General features: G+C 66.0%; 15 protein-coding genes. 2 read left to right on the top strand and 13 right to left on the bottom strand.

What is annotated here, in order from left to right; translation table 11 throughout:
* Positions 1–5: 5 nt before the first annotated feature.
* The 7 genes from QY325_09395 to QY325_09365 form a co-directional block, all read right to left on the bottom strand.
* On the bottom strand, positions 6–911 hold the full coding sequence (locus QY325_09395; GenBank protein ID WKZ64976.1) for a hypothetical protein: 906 nt from the start codon (positions 909–911) through the stop codon (positions 6–8).
* Positions 908–2,329 (bottom strand): serine hydrolase, encoded by a 1,422-nt coding sequence (locus tag QY325_09390; GenBank protein WKZ64975.1) that lies wholly within the window; start codon positions 2,327–2,329, stop codon positions 908–910. The genes QY325_09395 and QY325_09390 overlap by 4 nt, the downstream gene beginning before the upstream one ends.
* Complete coding sequence (locus tag QY325_09385) at positions 2,326–3,630, bottom strand: DUF885 family protein (protein WKZ64974.1); 1,305 nt, start codon at positions 3,628–3,630, stop codon at positions 2,326–2,328. The genes QY325_09390 and QY325_09385 overlap by 4 nt, the downstream gene beginning before the upstream one ends.
* Positions 3,627–4,961 carry an alpha/beta fold hydrolase gene (locus tag QY325_09380; protein WKZ64973.1) on the bottom strand — a complete coding sequence of 445 codons (1,335 nt, stop codon included), beginning with the start codon at positions 4,959–4,961 and terminating at the stop codon, positions 3,627–3,629. The genes QY325_09385 and QY325_09380 overlap by 4 nt, the downstream gene beginning before the upstream one ends.
* A 3-nt stretch (positions 4,962–4,964) precedes the next feature.
* Positions 4,965–5,975 carry a T9SS type A sorting domain-containing protein gene (locus QY325_09375; GenBank protein ID WKZ64972.1) on the bottom strand — a complete coding sequence of 337 codons (1,011 nt, stop codon included), beginning with the start codon at positions 5,973–5,975 and terminating at the stop codon, positions 4,965–4,967.
* 150 nt (positions 5,976–6,125) lie between these two features.
* Positions 6,126–7,220, bottom strand: a complete 1,095-nt coding sequence (locus tag QY325_09370; protein WKZ64971.1) for a T9SS type A sorting domain-containing protein — start codon at positions 7,218–7,220, stop codon at positions 6,126–6,128.
* Positions 7,221–7,283: 63 nt separating this feature from the next.
* The gene (locus tag QY325_09365) at positions 7,284–8,252 is read right to left on the bottom strand and encodes an AraC family transcriptional regulator (GenBank protein WKZ64970.1); all 969 of its coding nucleotides are present in this window, start codon (positions 8,250–8,252) and stop codon (positions 7,284–7,286) included.
* 216 nt (positions 8,253–8,468) lie between these two features.
* Here QY325_09365 and QY325_09360 point away from each other — a divergent pair, with 216 nt between their 5' ends.
* Complete coding sequence (locus QY325_09360; protein ID WKZ64969.1) at positions 8,469–9,533, top strand: two-component regulator propeller domain-containing protein; 1,065 nt, start codon at positions 8,469–8,471, stop codon at positions 9,531–9,533.
* Positions 9,534–9,754: 221 nt separating this feature from the next.
* Here the strand turns inward: QY325_09360 and QY325_09355 are convergent, their stop codons facing one another.
* The 4 genes from QY325_09355 to QY325_09340 all read right to left on the bottom strand — a co-directional run bounded on the left by QY325_09355 (position 9,755) and on the right by QY325_09340 (position 15,201).
* The gene (locus tag QY325_09355) at positions 9,755–11,656 is read right to left on the bottom strand and encodes a T9SS type B sorting domain-containing protein (protein ID WKZ64968.1); all 1,902 of its coding nucleotides are present in this window, start codon (positions 11,654–11,656) and stop codon (positions 9,755–9,757) included.
* 355 nt (positions 11,657–12,011) lie between these two features.
* On the bottom strand, positions 12,012–12,458 hold the full coding sequence (locus tag QY325_09350; protein WKZ64967.1) for a hypothetical protein: 447 nt from the start codon (positions 12,456–12,458) through the stop codon (positions 12,012–12,014).
* A complete protein-coding gene (locus QY325_09345; GenBank protein WKZ64966.1) occupies positions 12,455–13,633 on the bottom strand; it encodes a CHASE2 domain-containing protein in 1,179 nt (392 codons plus the stop codon). Before QY325_09345 ends, QY325_09350 begins: the two co-directional genes overlap by 4 nt.
* A gap of 353 nt (positions 13,634–13,986) precedes the next feature.
* Positions 13,987–15,201 carry a YCF48-related protein gene (locus tag QY325_09340; GenBank protein WKZ64965.1) on the bottom strand — a complete coding sequence of 405 codons (1,215 nt, stop codon included), beginning with the start codon at positions 15,199–15,201 and terminating at the stop codon, positions 13,987–13,989.
* Positions 15,202–15,608: 407 nt separating this feature from the next.
* Here QY325_09340 and QY325_09335 point away from each other — a divergent pair, with 407 nt between their 5' ends.
* Positions 15,609–15,860 (top strand): hypothetical protein, encoded by a 252-nt coding sequence (locus tag QY325_09335; protein ID WKZ64964.1) that lies wholly within the window; start codon positions 15,609–15,611, stop codon positions 15,858–15,860.
* Between the two features lie 30 nt (positions 15,861–15,890).
* On the opposite strand, the gene QY325_09330 is transcribed toward QY325_09335, so the two are convergent.
* A complete protein-coding gene (locus QY325_09330; protein WKZ64963.1) occupies positions 15,891–18,971 on the bottom strand; it encodes a type I restriction endonuclease in 3,081 nt (1,026 codons plus the stop codon).
* Positions 18,972–19,011: 40 nt separating this feature from the next.
* Positions 19,012–19,410 (bottom strand): DUF5615 family PIN-like protein, encoded by a 399-nt coding sequence (locus QY325_09325; protein WKZ64962.1) that lies wholly within the window; start codon positions 19,408–19,410, stop codon positions 19,012–19,014.

The raw sequence follows: 19,410 nt of genomic DNA, 5'->3' as shown, positions 1-19,410 counted from the left end.
TGGATTCATGGCAGTGCCAGGCGGCGGATGTCGATCGCGCCGTGGTGCCGCTTGTTGTAGATCAGCGTTCGCCCATCGCGGCCGATGAAGGCGCGGCCGTCCTCCTCGCCCGGCCCGGCCTGCGTGATCGTCTCATCGCCGGAGCCATCGGGATGCACGCGGTGGATGCTGTGCTGCCCGCTGGCCATGGTGCTGTAGTAGATCCAGCGCCCATCGACGCTGTACATGGGCCAGCCATCGATCACCGTGGGGGTGCGTGTGAGGTTGTCCACCAGCCCGGTGCTGAGGTCGAGGATCACGACGTCGTCGCTGGTCGCGTCGTTGCGCAGCAGCACGATGCGCTCCATGCCGGGCGCATAGCGGGCGCAGGTCTCCTCCATCGGCGTGTCGGTGAGGCGCATCACCTGGCGGGTGCCCAGGTCGAGGCGGTACACATCCAGCGAGCCGTTGCCGCGCGTGCTGTTGAAGAGCAGGTAGCGGCCATCGGGGCTGAAGTAGGGGTGGATGTCGCGTGCGGGATCACTGGTCAGCCGCTCGAGCCCGGAGCCGTCCGTGCGCATGCGGTAGACCTCCTCGTTGCCGTCGCGGTCGCTGACGAAGGCGATCCATTCGTTGTCCGCGCTCCAGTCCACGAAGTTGTTGTTGTGGGCGTCGTGCGTGACGCGCTGCTGCGCACCGGTGGCGAGGTCCATGATGAAGAGCTGCCAGGTGCCCGTGCGGTTGCTCTGGTACAGGATGCGCCTCCCATCGGCGGAGAGCCGGGGATAGGCGTTCTCCACGCCGGGCTCGTGGAGCAGCAGGGTGTCCGTTGCCATCGCGTGCTGCGCGATGGAGGGTTCCGGCGGCGGCGGCACGCTCTGGCACGCTGCGCCGAGCAGGCAGAAGACGAGCGGAAGCGGGGTGTTCATCATGGGGCACCGAGTTTCTTCAGCATCACCTTGGCGTTCTCGTTATGCGGATCGAGCTCCAGCGAATGCTTGTAGTTCGCGATCGCCAGTTCGCGCCGACCTTGTTTCATGTAGCCCTCGGCAAGGCTGTCATACGGATCGGCCACCTCCGGGAATGCCTCCACGTTCAATTCGAACACGCACACGGCATCCTCCAGCCGTCCCTGGCCCATCAGCAGGTAGCCGAGCGAGTTGGCCGCTGCACCGTCCAAGGTGTACTCCGGGTCGCTGCGGTGCCGCCGGAAGAATGCCAAGGCCTGTTCGCGGCCCTCGTTCTTCAGGATCCGCGCGATCGCCTGTACCAAGGGCCGCTTCACGGGAGGGACCTCCCGTCCGTGGAGGATCCGCGCGATGCGCCCGGCCACGCCGTAGATGTCGTACATGCTCGTATTGGACAGCACCACGATGCAGCGGTCGTTCTCGATGAATCGGTACATCACCGTGGTGAAGCCCCGGTTGCCGCCATCGTGGTAGGCCACCGTGACGCTGTCCCGGCCGGGCACGAAGTAGCGCATCACCATCCAGCCAAGGCCGAAGTCGCCGCGCACCGGCCTGATCCACGCGGCCTGCAGGTGGGTGGGCAGCAAGGTGCCGTTGCGCAAGGCACGGTCGTACCGGAAGAGGTCCATCGTCGTGCTGGACACATGGCCGGAACCGATCACGGAGGAGGGATCGCGGTAGGCTTCACGGTCGTAGCTGGTCCAGGTGTTCACGTAGCCCTGCGCCATGCGCGGCATCACACGCGGATCGTCCTCCGTGAAGCTGTCCACCATGCCCGCTGGCTCGAAGACCCGGGTCCGCAGCTGCTCGCTGAAGGGCTTCCCGGTCACGCGCTCCACGACCAGCGCGAGCGCGGAGTACCCGAGGTTGGAGTAGTGCGATGCGCTCCCGGGCTCGAACAGCAGGGGCTTGTCCAGGAAGAGGTCCACGAAGCGTTCCAGGGTGCGCGGCTGTTTGGCCACCACGCTGTCGAAACCGGGGATCACATGGTAATTGGGGATGCCGGAGGTGTGCGACAGCACATGGCGGAGGGTGATCCTCTCCGCGTGCTGCACCCGGTACGCGGGGATGTGCTTCACCAGCGGATCATCGAGCGAGAGCTTGCCTTCATGCGCGAGCTGCAGGATGAGCAGCGCGGTGAACTGCTTGCTGAGCGAGGCGAGCTTGTACCGGGATTCGACGGTATTGGGCACGTTCCACTCGCGGCTGGCCAGGCCGAAGGCCTTGTGGTAGATGACCTCGCCCCGGTCGGCCACGAGCACGGTGCCGCTGAATTCGGTGCGGTCCGCGATCACGCGCATCAGGGAATCGATCCGCGCGTGCTGCGCGTGCAGCGCTTGCAGGATCAGGCAGAGGCCGGCGGTGATCGTCTGGCGCTTCATGGTCCTTTGTGCAGGTGCGCCGCCAGCTGCTCCTCGATCACGGGCAGGGGCAGCATCCCCATCTCCAGGAAGGCGCGGTGGAAGCGTGCCGCATCGAAGCGCGGACCGAGCTCGGCGGCAAGCCGCTCGCGCAGCCGCTGGATGGCGTCGGCGCCCACCTTGTAGCTCAGCGCTTGGGCGGCCCAGTTGGTCACGCGCGTCACCTCGCGGTCGGCCAGTTCGGGCACCCCGGGGATGTGCTCCTCCCAATAGGTCAGCGCCTCCTGGCGCGACCAGCCGAGGCCGTGGATGCCCGCATCGAGCGCCACGCGCACCGAGCGCACCAGGTCCCACTCCCATTTGCCGAGCTCCTGCAAGGGGTCTGCGTAGGCGCCGAGTTCCTGGCCGTAGTCCTCCACATAACAGGCCCAGCCCTCGAAGTTGCCCGGATAGAGCAGGTGGGCGCGCAGGTCGGTCGCCGCGGCGGCCTGGCGCAGGCTTGCTTGCAGGTGATGGCCGGGGATGGCCTCGTGCAGGTAGAGCCAGTCCAGCGCGCGGGCATCGAAGCGGCCGTTGTGGAAGTTGAATTGGAACACATCCGCGCCATAGGCGTTGTGCGCGCGCGAGAGGTAGATGCCGGGCGGGGTGTGCGGGCCGGCGTCGGGCCATTCCATGGGGTGGATGGGCGGCAGCTCCACGGCGCCCACGAATCCGGAAAGCCGCGTGCGCACCGTGCTGTCCAGCGCGGCGAAGCGCTGCAGCACCTCGGCCTTGTCCGTGATCCAGCCGCCTTGGGGCGCGGCACCGAGCAGCGCGCGCAGGCGCCCGATCGCCTGGTGGCAGCGCTCCGCCTCCGCCGCGCCGAAGGCCACCAGCTCCTGCGGCGTGCGCTCATAGCCGGTGAAGCGCCGCACCAGCAGCCGGTACCACTCCTGGTGGTCGGGGAGGCCGTGCACGCCGTGCGCGGGCATGGGCCGCCCGGCCTGCAGCCAGCGGCGCTCCACGGTGATGCGGTGCAGCTGGTGCGCCACCTCGAAGCGCGCCGTGGCGAGCAGCAGGCGCTCCTCGGCGGTGGCCCCTTCCGCGTGCGCACCGAGCAGCAGGCGCTGTTGCTCGCTGAAGAAGCGTTGCTGTGCCGCCAGCACGCTATCGGGCGGCACGGATGCCAGGCGCTCCCGCAGATCGAGCGCGAAGGGCTCGGGCGCCCATGCGGCATAGCCGGCGGTGAAGTCCTGCAGCAGCGCGTGCAGCGCGGTGCCGCCTTGGGCACGGCCCACCTGCGCCGCGCACACTCCGATCGCCAGGGCGAGCATCGCTCTCATCGCACGCGCGGCATCCATTCCGTTACCGCGCGGCCCACCAGCTGCTGGTACGGCCCGCTGCCCGCCACGGCGGCCTTGAAGTCGTCGGCCTGGTGCATGCCGTGGTCGGCATCGGGCACCACCTGGAAGGTGACGCTGCCGGGGTGCGCGGCCTCGATGAGGCCGCGCAGCAGTTCGTGGTCGTGCCGGGCGGCGATGTAGTCGGCCTCGCCCCAGAGGAGCAGGGTCCTGCCCCGGAAGCCCTTCCATGCCGCCGGGATGCTCAGCGCATAGAGCTCGTCGTTGTAAGCGCGGGCACGGACATCGAAGATGCCGGCGTATTCGGCGCATACCGGCTTCCGGGCGGCGGCCTGCGCGGAGCTGAGGCGGTCGGCGAAGTACCAGGCGGCGCATTCGCCGAAGTCCTTGATGAAGGCATCGGTGCGCTCGGCATCCCATCCGTAGGCCTCGCCGATGGTGCGCCGCGTCTTCAGCAGGTGCTCCAGGAAGTTGCTGCCGATGGTGCCGTAGGCCACGATGCGCTGCACCGGCGTGCGCTGCGCCACCAGCGGTGCGAAGACCCCGCCCATGCTGTGGCCGATGATGGTGACGCTGCTGCTGTCGATGTCGGCGCGCCGCTTCAGCTGGGCGATCATCTCGGCGTAGCCCGTCATCTCATGCATGAAGCTCACCTCGCCGCAGGCGGTGCTGGAGCGCGCGGCATCGCCCATGCCGGGCTTCTCCAGCCGGGCGCAGGCGTAGCCCATGCGGCTGAGCGCGTTGAGCAGCTGCACCTCGCTCCGTGCGGTATCCAGCGGGGAGTCGAGGGAATAGCACCCGATGCCGCCGATGAAGGCCACCAGCGGGGCCTTGTCCGGCTGGCGCGTGCGCGGCCGGGTGAGGATGGCGCGCTGCACGCCGTTCACGGTGGCGTGCGCGGTGTATTCCACGCGCAGGTCGGGGTAGCGCTCCTCGGGCCATCCGCGCAGCGTCATGCTGCCGGCGAGGGGCTTCCGGTCCCGCAGCAGGCGGTAGGCGAGGGTGCTGCCGCTCTGGTGCTGCGCCAGGGCCACGAGCACTTCATCGGGACTGGCCACCGGCTGTCCGCCCAGCTCCGTCAGCAGGTCGCCGCGCTGCCAGCCGGCGGCCTCGCCCGAACCGCCGGGCAGCACCTCGGCCACCAGCACGCCGGGCGTGGCGCCTACGCCCATGATGCGGCGCAGGTCGTCCGTCACCCGCTCCATGCGGATGCCGAGGAAGACGCGGCGCGGCAGCTGCTGCCCGGTGCAGGCGTTGGCGCCGAGTAGCATGAGCAGGGCCGGCAGGAGGAAGGGCAGGGAGCGGTGGCGCATGATTCAAGGGGTGTGCACGATGCGGTGGGTGGTGCTGCCCGCGGGGGTGCTGAGCACGAGGAAGAGCGTGCCGTGCGGCAGGGCGGAAAGGTCGATGCGGTGGGTGTCGGCGCCGCGGGGAATCGCTTGCTCCTGCAGCAGGCGGCCGTCGGCGGCATGGATGCGCAGGGTGCCGCCGGTGGCGAGGGCCGGGGTGCTGAGGGTGGCCCAGCCCCGGGCCGGGTTGGGTGCCACCCGCGCCGGGGCCTGCCCACGGAAGGGGATGGCCAGTGCGGTGGAGGGGTCGAGCACCGTTACCGTGCGCAGCACCGAGCCGTTCGATCCGGTGAAGGCATAGAGCTCCATCAGCGGCGCCCCGAGGCCCGGCGCCCACCAGCGCGTGAAGCGGGCAAGGGTGGTGTCCTCGGGCGAGCCGTCGGCGATGCCGGTGGTGAGCACCTGGCTGCGCACCACATCGGTGAAGGTGCCGTAGGGCATCAGCAGGGTGCCGCTGCCATCGATCCATTGCGTGGTGGTGCCGCAGGTGTGGTAGGTGGCGCCGAGCCCCGTGGATTCGTAGCAGTAGTTGTCGGCGATGGTGTCCGGATAGAGGTGCGGGATGGACTGCACGAGCTCGTCGTTGTCGTACACGTACTCGATCACCGGACCCATGGAACTCAGTTCATAGAGGCCCTCCTCGCGCCGGTCGTAGTAGCGGTAGGTGATCCAGGCGGGGTCGAAGCTCAGCCATTGCTTGCGCACATGGTCCGATTCGGGGAAGAGGCTTTGGTGCGGCGCGTCTTCGGGCGCGATGCTGGCGATGGCGGTGTAAGCGGTTGTGACGATGGCCAGGGCGCTGTGGTCCCACACCACGCCGAAGCCGGCCGGCCCGGGGTCGAAGTCTTCATCGCCCTCCACGCCGTGCAGGTAGAAGGTGTCGCCCACGGCAGGCATCAGGTCCTGGTAGGTGAGCACCTGTGCGCGGAGCACGGGCGAGAGGCAGGCCGAGAGGAGCAGCGCGTATGCATTCTTCATGGCGTTGGTGCGGCGCTTGTGGGCGACGCGGGGCCAATGTGCCGTGGGCCGCAGGGCGCGGCATGTGCAGAACGTGCTATCCGCAATGATGGAACGGGCAACGGTTGTTCGGGGCAATGGCCGGCCCCTGCCTGATGGCCGCGCATGCCCTCAGGGGATGATCCGCACGGTGCGCAGCCAGCGGTAGCCGTCCCGCTCGATCAGCACCACGTACAGGCCCGGCGCGTGTCCGGACAGGTCGGCCTGCACGGATCCGGTGGCCCCGGTCCACCGCTGCAGTTCGCGGCCCGAAGCGTCCAGCAGGCGCACGGTGCACGGCCGGTCGGCGGCGCCCATGCGGATGAGCACCGGCCCGGTGGTGGGGTCGGGAACGACGGACGCGGCAGCCATGCCCGCGACGGGAACGGACAGCCCGGTGCCGGGCGATCGCCGGTACACGGCGAGCAGTTCCCGCGCGGAACCGATGTAGCCGGCATAGAGTGCGCTGTTGTGGCCCCAGGTCATCAAGGGTCCGTCCACCCCTTCGGCATACCAGGTGTACAAGGTGTCCTGGATGGGGTTGACCCCGAAGAAGCCGTTGGAGTCCGTGGCGGTGATCACGCTGCGCATGCGGAGCGTTTGGGGCACAACCGTTCCATCGGGCATGAGGATGCTGCCATAGCCGTCCGCCACCGTGCTGCGGTATCCGCGCACGTAATGGCCGTCACTGCCCGAGGCGTCCAGGAAGTAGCCCTGCACCGTGTCGGTATGGGCATGGCCATAGGCGATGCCCTCCTCCAGTTCGAGCGTGAAGCGCAGGTCGGGGAATTGCTGCCACACGATCTCGTTGAAGGAGCCGTTCGGCGCGCCACCCACGTACTGGATGCGGTCGGCCTGGTGCAGGAAGAGGTAGAGGGCATCATTGCCCAGCGCGTCGAAGAGCTGCAGCGCCACGTTGGCCGTGTCGAAGTAGTCCGGGAAGAAGATGTAGTTGCCGGGTGCGCTGATGCAGGAGAGCGAATCGGTCGTGTACAGGAAGGCACTGCTCAAGGGCGCAAGGTCCAGCAGGTAGTCGGGGCCTACGGCGGCTTGCAGGGCCTGTTCCAGGGCCGGGGTCACGTCGTGCACATCGCGGAGGTAGGCGGCCCCGACCTGGAAGAAGGCGTCCGTTCCGATCACGGGCGATTGCGCCGTTGCGGAGCCGGTTGCCAGCGCGAGCAGCCCCGCGGCGGCGAATTGGGGAAGGCGGATCGTTCGGTGGTTCATCGTCCCATCGGTTGGCTGCGGCAAGGTCTGCGCCGGTGCTGCGCAGCCCGTGTGCGGGTCGGGCTATTCCCGCCCTGCTTCATGCCGATCAAGGTGGTGGGCGCCGTGGCGTTCCATGCCCGGGGTGCGCCCGTGGTACTGCCGGTAGCTTCGCACGAAGGAACTGGTGTCCACCAGGCCCACGGCCGCCGTCACGGCATGCACGGGCAGGTCGGTGCCGAGCAGCAGCTGGCGCGCCCGGTCCATCCGCAGCGCATGCAGGTAGGCGTGCGGCGGCCGCCCGAAGGCCTGCCGGAAGAGGCGCTTGAAGTGGTGCTCGCTGAGGCAGGCTACGCGGGCCAGCTGCGCAACGGTGAGCGGATCGTGTACGTGCGCATGGGCATGGTCGCGCGCGATGGTGAGGCGCCTCCACAGCTCGCGGCGCGTGGCGGCGCGCAAGGCCGGCAGCCGGTCCGCTGCGGCGCGCTCACCGGCCCGCAGGTCCAGCAGGTGCTCGAGCAGGCGGTCGTGCAGCTCCTCCGCTTCGGTGGGCTCCACCGCCTGTGCCGGCGCATGCACCAGGGCGTGCAGCCGCGCGAACAGCCGGCTCACGGTGTCGTTCATCCGGTGCAGCGCGTCGCCGAACAGGGGGTCGGGGCCGCACTGCCAGGGGTCGTCGAGGAGTTGCTCGGCCGTGGCGGTGCGGGTGCGCAGCGCCTCGGCGGCCAGGCCGGGCTTGAAGCCCACCATCAGCATCTCCTGCTCGTGCTCGCCGCTGAAGGCCGTGCGGTAGTGCTGGCCCTGGTCGAGCACCAGGAAATTCTCCGCATGCACCACGCGGTCGGCGCCGCCCACCCTGTACCACTGCCGTCCGTTCAGCATCAGCCGCACCGAGAGGCGCGACACATGGTCGGCGCATTCCTCCAGCCGCCGCGTGCGGATGTAGAGCGTGCCGCTCTGCAGCGCCCGCATGTCGGCATCGGCGTGGCGCGAGCAGAACACCTGGCCCACCAGCAGCGAGCGCGTGCTTTCGCAATAGGGGCAGCGTGCCATGGCCTCCACTCAAAGCTAGGCCGGTGGGGCATGGGCCTTCCGCCGATGGTGACGGACAGGGATTCCGATGACGGATGCAGCCGGGCGGCGCAGCGCCGCAGGGGGCCGAAGACGGAGACCCTGCGGAAGGAGTAATCTGCGGGGGAGGTTTTTGGTCTCTTGAAGAGGACCCTGCGGGGCGAGCGTACTTTCCCTGCGCGCTCCGCATCGCTGCCCATGTTCCCTCGCACCCTTCCACCCTTTGCCCTCCTGGGGCTGCTCGCCGCCTGCAACGCGCAGGAGGCCCCGCCTGCGGCCGGCACCATGGCACCAGCGGCCGCCGCGCCCCTGGGCGAACCCGCAAGGACCCTGGGCACCAAGCTGGACTGGGTCTTCCAGGACAGCCGCGGCGACCTCTGGATCGCCAGCAACGGGCAGGGCGTGTACCACTGCACCGACAGCAGCCTCCGGCACATCACCACCAAGCACGGCCTGTGCAGCGATCACGTGTGGAAGATCGAGCAGGATGCGAACGGGGCCCTGTGGTTCACCACGCCCAAGGGCTTCTGCCGCCTGGACGAACGGGGCTTCGCGGACCTCACCCCCATCATCCGCAACGCGCCGCGGGTGCCGGTGCGCCCCGCCCCGGGCGACCTGTACTTCGCGCATGAGGGCGGCATCTGCCAGTACAACGGCCGCTCCTTCGTCAACTTCACCATCACCCCGCCGGACTATCGGCCCGAGGCCAACAACGCCTCACGGCCCTACAGCGTGTACTGCTGGCTGCAGGACCGCGCGGGCAACGTGTGGTTCGGCACCGAACAGAAAGGGGTGTGCCGCTTCGATGGGCGCAGCACCACCTGGTTCACCGAAGCAGGCCTCAGCGATGCCGCGGTGCGCTGCATCTTCCAGGACCGCGCGGGCCACCTCTGGTTCGGCAACAACGGCGCGGGGCTCTTCCGCTACGATGGGCACACCCTCACCAACCTCACCGAGGCCCGCGGCCTGGGCAACCCCGCCTTCCTGAAGGAGCACCGGGTGGCGGACGATCCCGTCTCCCTGGCGCGGGTGTGGACCCTGAGCGACGATGCCGCAGGCCAGCTCTGGGTCGGCACCATCGATGCCGGCCTGTGGACGCTGGCCGGTGAGGAGCTGGTGCAGCACACCACCGCGCATGGCCTGCCCGGCAATTCCATCTGGATGATGGCCAAGGCACAGGGCGGCGGCCATTGGGTCATCACCGATGGCACCGCCATCAGCCGCAGCGATGGGCAGGGGTTCACGCCCCTGCGGTTCCGGTAGGCCTGTTCAACCCCTAAACCTCCGCAGGGTCTCCTGAGGAACGATGGGACCCTGCGGCCTTGTGCGGCGCCACAGGGTCCCGAAGACGGAGACCCTGCGGAAGTCTAGAAGTCCAAGACCTGCAGGGTGGGAGGGGAGGGGCCGCCTCGAGAGCCCCTGCCGAGGCTTGAGGAAGATCCTTGTGGGGTCCATCGCCACGCGGTGCACCGCTCCGTCCGCGCTCAACGCACCAGGGTCACGTGCCCGGTGCGTGCGCGATGCTGCACAGCCTTGCCATCATGCCACGCGTAGTTGAGGTCGTAGGCCAGCACCGTGGATGGCAGGGGCACTCCCTGCACGGTGCCGTCCCAGACCGAGTCGGGATCGGCAAGGTGAAGCAGGGGGCTTCCCCAGCGGTCGTACACCACGAGCTGGTAGTCCAGCAGCGCGCATTCAAAGGCCGGTCCCCACTGGTCGTTGATGCCGTCGTCATTCGGGGTGAAGGCGTTGGGGATGAAGAAGGGGCACCGGCAATCGCGCGTCTGGACCAGGAGTGAATCGCTCGCCAGGCAGCCGTTGGTCCATTGCACATCCACGCGGACGAGCCCATCCCGGCTGGCGGTATGGCTGCTGTCCTGTGAGCCATCCTGCCAGCGGACGGAAACGGCATCCGCGGCGTCGATCCGCAGCCGCACGCTGTCGCCCTCACAGAGCGCCAGGTCCGGACCGAGTTCGATGGTGCGCGCATCGATCGTCACCCGCACCGTATCGAACAAGGTGGTGCAGGGCAGGATCACCTGCACCGCGTACAGGCCGCTGGTATCGACCACGATGGAGGGGCCGGTGGCGCCGGTGCTCCACAGGTATTGCGCCGCATGGAACGGATGCTGCCATACGGCTTGGAGGGTCATGGAGGCCGCACCGCACAGCATGGTGTCGGTGAGCGCGATCGGGTCCAGGGGGGCGGGTGCCGGGTAGTTGTCCCAGTGGTTCGGCAGGCCCCAGGTGCCGATGCCCGGTGCGATCGAGGCGAAGGCATGCTCCACCGTGCAACCGGTGCCCACCACGTCCGGCTGCGCGATGCGCGTGATGTACTGGGCGCCATCCAGCCGCGCCGCATAGATCCTTCCCTCGTGGCGCTGCAGCGTGCCGATGGCGGGGCTGTTCACCGTGGCCACCTCCTGTTCGCTGGCCATGGGGTCCGCCGCGCCCAGGTCGTATTGCAGGATCGCGCTGTAGGCGATGCCGCCCAGCAGCCCATGGTCCGATCGATAGAGCAGCCGCCCGTTGGGCGAGAAGCAGACCCCATAAGGACGGATCACATCCTGCGGGCCCGGTACGCGTGTGTCCGCGAAGGCATCCGTGAGCGTTCCCGTGGCCTTGTCGAAATCCAGCACATCCATGCGGACCTCGTGCGTGAGGTCCGCAGCGTAATGCACCCATACACTGGCCAGGCGATCGCCCTGCGCGGAGAATTGCATGCAGCCCATGGCGGAGCTGCGCCCATCACCCGGGTCGTTCATCATGGCCCGTCCCGCCTCGCTGATCACCGGCCCCTCCACACCGGTGCAGGTGACCAGGTAGGCGTAGTAGGTGGCGTTCTGCCAGCCGTGCGCCACCACCCAGGCATCCACCCCGTTCGCATGGCGCGTGGCGCTCAACTTCTCCACCACGGGCCCCGCGAGCTCCACGTTCTTCACGCTCACATCCCCCCAGCCACCATCCAAGGTCATGTCCACCATGGACCAGGAGAGCCCATCGTACACCCCCCCGGAGATGAGCACCTGGGCGGGCGTGGTGAAGACGTAGTAGCGGCTGCCGTTCGCGGGATCCGGCACGATCAACGCGCTCTGCGACGAACTGAAGTGCCCGGCCAGCCCGGTACCGTTGGGCATCGCCTGGTGCTGCGCATTCCACACCGTTTCGCCATTGGTGTAGAACAGCAGCTGGCCGTTCGCATCGGAGATGCTGGCCACCCCCTCATCGGTCTGCATGGGCGATCCGCCGATGGCCTGGGGCATGCCAGCGGACATGTCCAGCCCGGCATGGTGGCCGAAGAACCAGTTGCGGTGCTGCGGCTGTGCGCTCAGCGTCACCGCCAGGCACACGCCCATGAGCGTGGCGATACTCCGGACCGACATCATCCGCTACCGTGACGCCGGCCATACTGCGTTCGCTGCCCCGGCCAGGACAGAACGTGCGTTCGGGTGACCGGCGGTTGCCCGGCAAGGGGTGCGCACCGGGTGGTGGCACGCAATGATGCATCACTCGCTGAACGCCAGCGCAGCAAAGACCCTGCGGGGGGTAGCGCCGCAGGGTCCCGAAGACGGAGACCCTCAACCTCCGCAGGGTCTCCTGAGGAACGAAGGGACCCTGCGGCCTTGTGCAGAACCGCAGGGTCCCGAAGCGGAGACCCTGCGGGGGGTTAAGCGCCGCAGGGTCCCGAAGACGGAGACCCTGCGGGGGGGCTAGACCTGAGTCCTCAGGCCTACGTTCCCTTCAAGGCCTGCGGATCTTCTCTGGCTTTGACGACTCATCGGAGAAGGGATTTAACCGTTGGTCCTTTAAATGCAAGTAAGCCCCACCAATTGCATGCTTCGGTTCTTCCTTGTGGAAGAGTCCGCGCTCGAACCTCTTCATTCCAGGTTCCAGGAGCGACTCCATGTTCTTGCCAACATCGATGATATCAGGCCCCACTATGAGACAATCCTCGGTCATGGACTTCGATTTCAACCTCACCCAACTGTGCTGGCTGACGTACAGGCGGGAGGTCGACTCGATAATGGAACCACTACTCACGGTTATGGTGGCACCACCCAACTCCAGCTCGGTCACTTCGCCGTACACATCGTACGCAGTGAAAGACATTTGAGCTGTTGCGATAGATGGCACTAGCACAAAAGCGATGAGGGCACCATCAGAAGCCAATAGGTTTTTGATGTTCATGGTCCTTTGGTTTTTCGTTTACCAAGGTCGTCGATGATCTCTCGCGCTTCACCGCTCAGCCACATGGGGACCAAGAGGACGCTGAAGGGTAGCATGATGGAGCGCTCGAAAAGCCACATTCCTGCGAATAGCACGACCAATGACGACACGATGAAGATAGGGATCTTTAGAACCGCATAGGCCACGATCGATCGACGATGTATTTCCATCAATAGCATTCCTACAAGGAAAGCAATGAGCCAGGCCAAGATCAGAGATGGCACCAGCGCTAATTCATGCAGGGTGTCGTGGTTCAGGAACATGGCGAGCGTTTGGGCATGCACCAGCACACCTGGCATATCTCGTTCAGCATGACCGAACGAATTCTCGTTCAACGGAGTGTAGTGCCAGTCATTCCCACCTCTCTCGCCCATCTTCGCGAGAAAAACGATCTTCCCATGCGTGCGCTTATTGAATTCCAAAGGCTCCAAGCTCAGCAGTTCGCCGATCGGAACGGTCACAAAGGGATGCCCTTCGTGCATTTGGCGGTAGTTCACGCGCACCGCCGAAGACCTTTGGGTTACTTCCTTGAACACGGAGCGATCCACAGCACGCAGTACCTGAGCGGTGAGGCTGAATGCAGTATCGGCATTGCCGTGCTCCACCCACATCAGGACCTTTCTGATGGTATAGCGAGCAGGCTGGTACTGCAGATCCCAGAACCCGAAGCGTTCCGGGTGGGGGTACTGGGCCAAATAACCCGGCGCGGGCTGTAGCCGGCCATTGACCGTATCCAAGGGGTAGGCCGCTACCACGTTCGGGTTCGTTCGTATTTGGGAATTGATGCGCTGCATACCCTTGAGGTCCGTGGTATCACTGGGCCGCATGTAAAAGTCCAGCACTACACATTCCGGTGCGCCCGCGAGTATGCGTTCGATCGCATCTGCACGCATGGTGCGGGTCGAGGAGTCAACGTTCACGATGAGGATGTCACCGTGGAGCATCCTGATCCTTTCTGTGCGTGCCCTGAAGTAGTAGTCATACAGGTCGAAATTCTCGTCAAGGTTGGTATGCGGTTCCACGAAATGCGCCACCCTGCCCAAGGCGACCGCGATGAGCGCTACATAGCCGAAGAGCAAGAGAGCAACGCAGGCCAGGCTTGCTGCTTGGACGAAGAAGCGTCGGCGCTTGCGCATGGTCTCAATGCACTTGACAGCAAGAACTCTTAGAACGGTTCGTGCTCGTAAGAGCCACCAGCCAGTGCTCCTGTTCGCCGGTGCTTGCGGTTCTTGACGATCGGGCATTGAACCGAAGATATGCCATAGCTGGATGGACTTCCTTTCGCTGGCGCCGACCGAGGTTTAGGCGACGGTCGAGGTGTGGTGGATGGTGGGCCTACGGAGTAGTTCTCAACCAGAGCGCAGGGTCCCGTGGCGGAGACCCTGCGGCGGCAAAGGACCCTGCGGCGGTTCAAGGGTCCCGAAGACGGAGACCCTGCGGGGGGGTAATCGCCAAGCGGAAGCCGTGCCCCCCGTGCCGGTGCTGGCTGCTACTCCTTCACGAAGCGCTGCACCTGCTGCCCCGCCACGGAAGTGGAGCGGAGGGCATAGCTGCCCGGCGGCATGGCACGCACATCGATGCTCTTCACATCGCCTTGCGCGCGCAGCACCAGGGCACCCAGGGCATCGAAGACCTCCACCGTGCGCAGCGGCTCCGCACTGGTGATGGTGAGCCATTCGGGGACCGGGTTCGGGCTCAGCAGGATGTTGTTCGCCGCCTCCGCCGGCGCTTCCACTCCGGTGCTGGGCGAGAAGAAGCGCAGCACCAGCCCGTTGTTCGCAGCGGCAGCGCCCAGCGCGGGGTCGCGGAAGCGCAGCCTGTTGATGGTGACCACCTGCAGGGAGTCCGACGACCAAGTGAGGCCACCGTCCGTGGTGTAGCGCAAGGGGCATCCGCTGGGGCACGGACCGCCGCCCAAGGGGGTGGTGGTGCTGGCCCAGCCGTTCTGGCTGTCGCTGAAGTAGATGCCGGTCTTCCCCGCATTGGTGCCCGATGGCGCGTTGGTCCACGTGGCCCCGCCATCCACCGTCCGCTTCAGGTTGGCCGGATTGCCGCCAGCCCAGCCCTCCTGCTCCGAGAGCATGTGGATCGCGACGAGGTTCAAGGTCTGGCTGGAACCGGCGGCCACCTGTTGCGTCCAGTTGATGCCATCGGCGGTATGGTGGATCACCCCGCGCGATCCGCAGGCCCAGCCTTTCGTGCCCGATATGAAGTGGACCGCGTTCAGGATGCGGTCCACCGTGGTGCTGCTCCAGGTCTGACCGCCGTTGGTGGTCCGCTTGATCACGCCGGTAAGGCCCCCACCGCCCACGATGTAGCCCGTGTCGGGCGATGTGAAGATCAGGTCGTTGTAGTCCGTGCCGGGCGTGGAGGAGGTGCCGGTCCAGGTGGCGCCCCCGTCATCGGTGGTCAGCAGCGTCTCGTTGCTGCCCACCACCCAGCCCTTCGTGGCTGAGGTGAAGTACACCGCGCGCAGGTTGGTGCTGCCGCCCATGCCGGATACCTGGGGCGTCCAGCTGTCGCCACCATCATTCGTGGTGAGGATCACGTTCCCGTCGCCCACCGCCCAACCCTTGGCGGTGGAGATGAAGAACACATCGCGCAACGCGGTGCTAACGCCCGTGGGCAGCACTTCCCATTGCTGGGCCTGGGCACAGCAGGCCGTGGCCATGCTGGTGAGGAGGAGGGCAGTATGCTTCGTCATGTGCAAGGGGGCTTCGTGCGCTGATCGGGTAGCAGGCATGATCCGCGCCTGCTGCGGAGGCACTTCCTCATCGGGAGCGCCATGCCCTACATCGGGCAAGGCCCCCGAACGTGAACAAGCGGGCTTCGCACGGGTGCCTCGGACCACGCTGCTGCACGGGAAGCGCGTGGACGCTTGCGCCAAGGTGGGGGTGCTGAAGCGCGGGGCTCTTCATCCATCCAAGGCAAGGCAGCGGCTAACGGAGGAGGAGAGCCTGCGGGGACTTCAGGGCTGGGTAGACGCAGGCTGCGGAGCTTTCCACCTCCGCAGGGTCTCCTGAGGAACGAAGGGACCCTGCGGCCTTGTGCAGCGCCGCAGGGTCCCGAAGACGGAGACCCTGCGGATGGGGTAACCTGTACCTTCCAGCCATGGAACTCATTCACGCCATCATAACCGACTTCAAGCACCGCCGTGCCCAGCTAAAGGAAAAGGCCCTGGCGGAAGGGCTCAATGGCACTACTGCCGTCCTGTACGAGTATGGACCCTATGGCATCCAAGCCTTCTACGAGCCGGGACTCGATGAATTCGTAGAACTGATCGCGGACCGTCGGGGTGGGCCACTTCCCGGGGACCCATCGGTGATCTACACCATCCATCCGCCGCAGGGCGAGAAGTGGTAGCCTATCGACAATTCCTATTCAGGACCGCGCTCACACTGCTCGATCCTCACCTGCGGTGATCCGCTTGTACAACGCCCTCCCCATCAGCGCCAGTGCGATCTCCTTGAACGCACCGTCATCCAGGTAGCGCGTCACCAGCTTGTCGTTCTTGCCCATGCGCTGCACCATCAGGTGGTCCACCAGCTCGCGGATGCCGAGGATGAACTTATCCTCCGGGTTCGCAAGCGCCGTATCGATCACGCGCTGATCCTCGGCAGCTTCGGCCTGGATCTGATCGAAGAAGAGCTGGTCCGCTTCGGTGAACTCCGTGCTGAAGCGCTCGTTCAGCACGCCTACGATGGTGGATAGCGGCACCTCGGGATCCTCGGGCTTGCCGGTGCCCACGGCCACCGGGCCACCGATCGGCACCACATCCCCGGTCTTCAGGTCGATGGTGCCGGTGCCCACGCGTTCCAGGCGGTAGTAGCGGAGGGCCACATCATCGCTGGGGTCCACCACGCGGGCCTCGCGGCTGCTGGGCAGGTGCGGCAACAGGAAGCGGGCGTAGCTGTACAGCTTCTCCTGGTCGGCATCGGCCCAGGGGCGGATCTGGCTCAGGAAGGCGTAGAGGTTCACGTAGGCCTTCAGCTTGTCACGGAAAGCCTGACGCGCATCCTCGTTCTCCAAGGCCTTGAAGCGGTCCACGGCGGGTTGCACGTGCTTCTCCAGGCGGCCGTGATCGGCCTTCTTGTGCTTGGTGGCGGGCTGGTAGAAGATGGCAGCGAAGGCCTCCACTTCATGGCTGTGGTACACCTGCATGGCATCCAGCTCATGCTTCAGCGCTTCCAGTTGGGCCGGGTCCGCGGGCTCCTTCAGGCTGGTGGCATCGTAGTAGGGCTTGAAGGCCGTGTAGATGTCCTCCGCACTGTTCACGAAGTCCAGCACGAAGGGCTTTTCCTTGCCGGTGTAGCGACGGTTCAGGCGGCTCAGCGTCTGCACGGCCTGCACGCCGTCCAAGCGCTTGTCCACGTACATGGTGTGGAGCTTGGGCTGGTCGAAGCCTGTCTGGTATTTGTTGGCCACCAGCAGCACGTTGTGATCCGGACTGTCGAAGCGCTCCGGTAACTGGGCTTCGCTGATGGGCCGGCCGTTCGCCACATCGATGTTCAGCGAGGGCTCCGTGAAGGTCATGTCCTCGTCCTTCACCTTGCCGCTGAAGGCCACCAGCGGGTTCACGTCCGCATAGCCATGGGCCTTGATGTAGCGCTGGAAGGCCTGGAAATAGCGCACGGCATGCAGGCGGCTGCTGCACACCACCATGGCCTTGGCCTTGCCGTCCAGCAGGTGCCGCACGTGCAGGCGGAAGTGCTCCACCATCACCTCGGTCTTCTGCTCGATGTTGTGCGGGTGCAGGCTCATGAACTTGGCCAGCTGCCGCGTGGCTTTCTTCTTGGGCAGGTTCGGGTCGTCCTCCACGGCCTTCACCAGCTTGTAGTAGGTGGCGTAGGTGGTGTAGTGCTGCACCACGTCCAGGATGAAGCGCTCCTCGATCGCCTGCCGCATGCTGTACAGGTGGAAGGGCGCACCAAAGAGCTGCAGCGTCTTGGGCTTGGGCGTGGCCGTGAAGGCGAAGAAGCTCAGGTTCTTCTGCTTGCCCCGCGCGCTCATCACGCGCGTCAGCATGTCCTCGCTGCTCAGTTCCTCGTCCTCTTCGCCTTCCTGTCCGGCACCAAGTATCGCCTTCAGGTCCTTGGCCGCCTCACCGGTCTGGCTGCTGTGGGCCTCGTCCACGATGATGGCGTAGCGCCTGCCCCCGATCTTGCTTTCATACAGCGCGGCCTGTTCCGCGGCCATCTGCCGCTCCACCTCGCTCAGCTCCTCGTAGCTGCCCCCGGCGGCGATGTTCAGCAGGCCGCGCAGCACATGCGGGAACTTCTGCAGCGTGGTGATCACAATGCTGGTGCCGTCCACCAGTGCCTCCGCTAATTGACGGCTGTTGTCGTCGATGGCCTTCACCACGCCCTGCGCGTGCTCTATTTGGTAGATGGCGTCCTGCAACTGCTGGTCCAGCACACGCCGGTCGGTGATCACCACCACGCAGTCGTACACCTTGCGGTCCTGCGCATCGTGCAAGCTGGCCAGCCGGTGCGCCAGCCAGCTGATGCTGTTGGTCTTGCCGCTGCCCGCGCTGTGCTGGATCAGGTAGTTGCTGCCCGGTCCGCCCTCCCGCGCTGCCGCGATCAGCTTGCGCACCGCGTCCAGCTGGTGGTAGCGGGGGAACACCGTGGTCTCCATCTTCACCATGCGGCTGGCCCCGCCCGCCTCGTTCACCTGCTCCTCCTTGTGCTCGGTGAAGATGAAGTGCCCCAGGATGTCCAGGAAGCTGTCGCGTTGCAGCACTTCCTCCCAGAAATAGCCGGTGCGGTAGCCGCTGGGGTGCTGCGGATTGCCTGCGCCGCATTGCACCTCGCCGGGGTGGCTGCCCCGGTTGAAGGGCAGGAACACGCTCTTCTCCCGAGCCAGCCGGGTACACATGTGTACCTCTTCAACATCGGCGGCGAAGTGGACCAAGGCGCGCTTCTGGTAACGGAACAGCGGGGCGTTGGGGTCGCGGTCGTGCTGGTACTGCTTCACCGCATCGCGCCAGGTCTGATGCGTGGCGGGGTTCTTCAGCTCGCAGGTGGCCACGGGCAGGCCGTTCAGGCAGAAGGTCAGGTCCATCTCGCTGCCGTCGTTCGGGTGGCAGGGGATCTGGCGGCTCACGCCAAGGCGGTTCTCGGCATACAGCGCCAGCACCTCCGGGTTCAGGCCGTGGGCGGGCTTGAAGTAGGCCATGCGGAACAGCTTGCCATAGAACTTGAAGCCGTGGCGCAGCACATGCAGCGTGCCCTTCAGCTCCAGTTCCTTCAGCAGGGCGTCCAGCAACTTGGGTTCCAGGTCGGCGCCGTGCAGCTTGGCCATCTGCTGCCACAGCTTCTCCTGCGTCCGCTGGATGAAGCCCAGCACCTCCGCCGAGAAATAGGCATTGGCCTTGTCCCAGCCGCTCTTGGGCAGGGAGTGCCAACCGCTCTTTTCGTGCAGGATCTCTTCGAGGTAGGCCTCGAAGGTGGCTTCGCTCGTCACCTTGGACATGCGAGCAAGTTAGAACGCGAACAGAAAAAGCCTCCAGGCCCTACTTCAACGGACGCGGGCCCGCCTTCGGAGTCACCTCGTAGGCAAAGGGCGCCTTCTTCGTGTTGATGATCTCCACGATGGGCTCCCAATGCTTGATCACCGCTCGTACAATATCCCAGTACTTGCCCTCATTCTGGGGAAGCTTCAAGAAGAACATGCCCAAGCCGAGTTTCCTGCACTCCTCCGCGACCATCCGGTCACGATGGATATTGATATCCTTCGTGATCAGGATGGCCTTCTTCGATGCCAGAAACTTCAGGAGGTCCTCGTCCTTGGTTCCCTTGCCTGGGTCATCGAACGCGGAAATGATGTCCGCACCCCTCAGGTGTCCTTGGCTCAGGTGGTGCAACCCGCGGGCAAGATGGGGCGAGAGGTTCTCGTCGAAATAGATCTTCAT

It is taken from the genome of Flavobacteriales bacterium, from assembly GCA_030584065.1.
Classification (GTDB): Bacteria; Bacteroidota; Bacteroidia; order Flavobacteriales_F; family PHOS-HE28; genus PHOS-HE28.
This window is presented reverse-complemented; position numbering and strand designations above follow the sequence as displayed.

Bases quoted from the DNA above. Each gene is read 5' to 3' on its own strand.
- QY325_09395 (WKZ64976.1), bottom strand. From the start codon at position 911: ATGATGAACACCCCGCTTCCGCTCGTCTTCTGCCTGCTCGGCGCAGCG.
- QY325_09390 (WKZ64975.1), bottom strand. From the start codon at position 2,329: ATGAAGCGCCAGACGATCACCGCCGGCCTCTGCCTGATCCTGCAAGCG.
- QY325_09385 (WKZ64974.1), bottom strand. From the start codon at position 3,630: ATGAGAGCGATGCTCGCCCTGGCGATCGGAGTGTGCGCGGCGCAGGTG.
- QY325_09380 (WKZ64973.1), bottom strand. From the start codon at position 4,961: ATGCGCCACCGCTCCCTGCCCTTCCTCCTGCCGGCCCTGCTCATGCTA.
- QY325_09375 (WKZ64972.1), bottom strand. From the start codon at position 5,975: ATGAAGAATGCATACGCGCTGCTCCTCTCGGCCTGCCTCTCGCCCGTG.
- QY325_09370 (WKZ64971.1), bottom strand. From the start codon at position 7,220: ATGAACCACCGAACGATCCGCCTTCCCCAATTCGCCGCCGCGGGGCTG.
- QY325_09365 (WKZ64970.1), bottom strand. From the start codon at position 8,252: ATGGCACGCTGCCCCTATTGCGAAAGCACGCGCTCGCTGCTGGTGGGC.
- QY325_09360 (WKZ64969.1), top strand. From the start codon at position 8,469: ATGTTCCCTCGCACCCTTCCACCCTTTGCCCTCCTGGGGCTGCTCGCC.
- QY325_09355 (WKZ64968.1), bottom strand. From the start codon at position 11,656: ATGATGTCGGTCCGGAGTATCGCCACGCTCATGGGCGTGTGCCTGGCG.
- QY325_09350 (WKZ64967.1), bottom strand. From the start codon at position 12,458: ATGAACATCAAAAACCTATTGGCTTCTGATGGTGCCCTCATCGCTTTT.
- QY325_09345 (WKZ64966.1), bottom strand. From the start codon at position 13,633: ATGCGCAAGCGCCGACGCTTCTTCGTCCAAGCAGCAAGCCTGGCCTGC.
- QY325_09340 (WKZ64965.1), bottom strand. From the start codon at position 15,201: ATGACGAAGCATACTGCCCTCCTCCTCACCAGCATGGCCACGGCCTGC.
- QY325_09335 (WKZ64964.1), top strand. From the start codon at position 15,609: ATGGAACTCATTCACGCCATCATAACCGACTTCAAGCACCGCCGTGCC.
- QY325_09330 (WKZ64963.1), bottom strand. From the start codon at position 18,971: ATGTCCAAGGTGACGAGCGAAGCCACCTTCGAGGCCTACCTCGAAGAG.
- QY325_09325 (WKZ64962.1), bottom strand. From the start codon at position 19,410: ATGAAGATCTATTTCGACGAGAACCTCTCGCCCCATCTTGCCCGCGGG.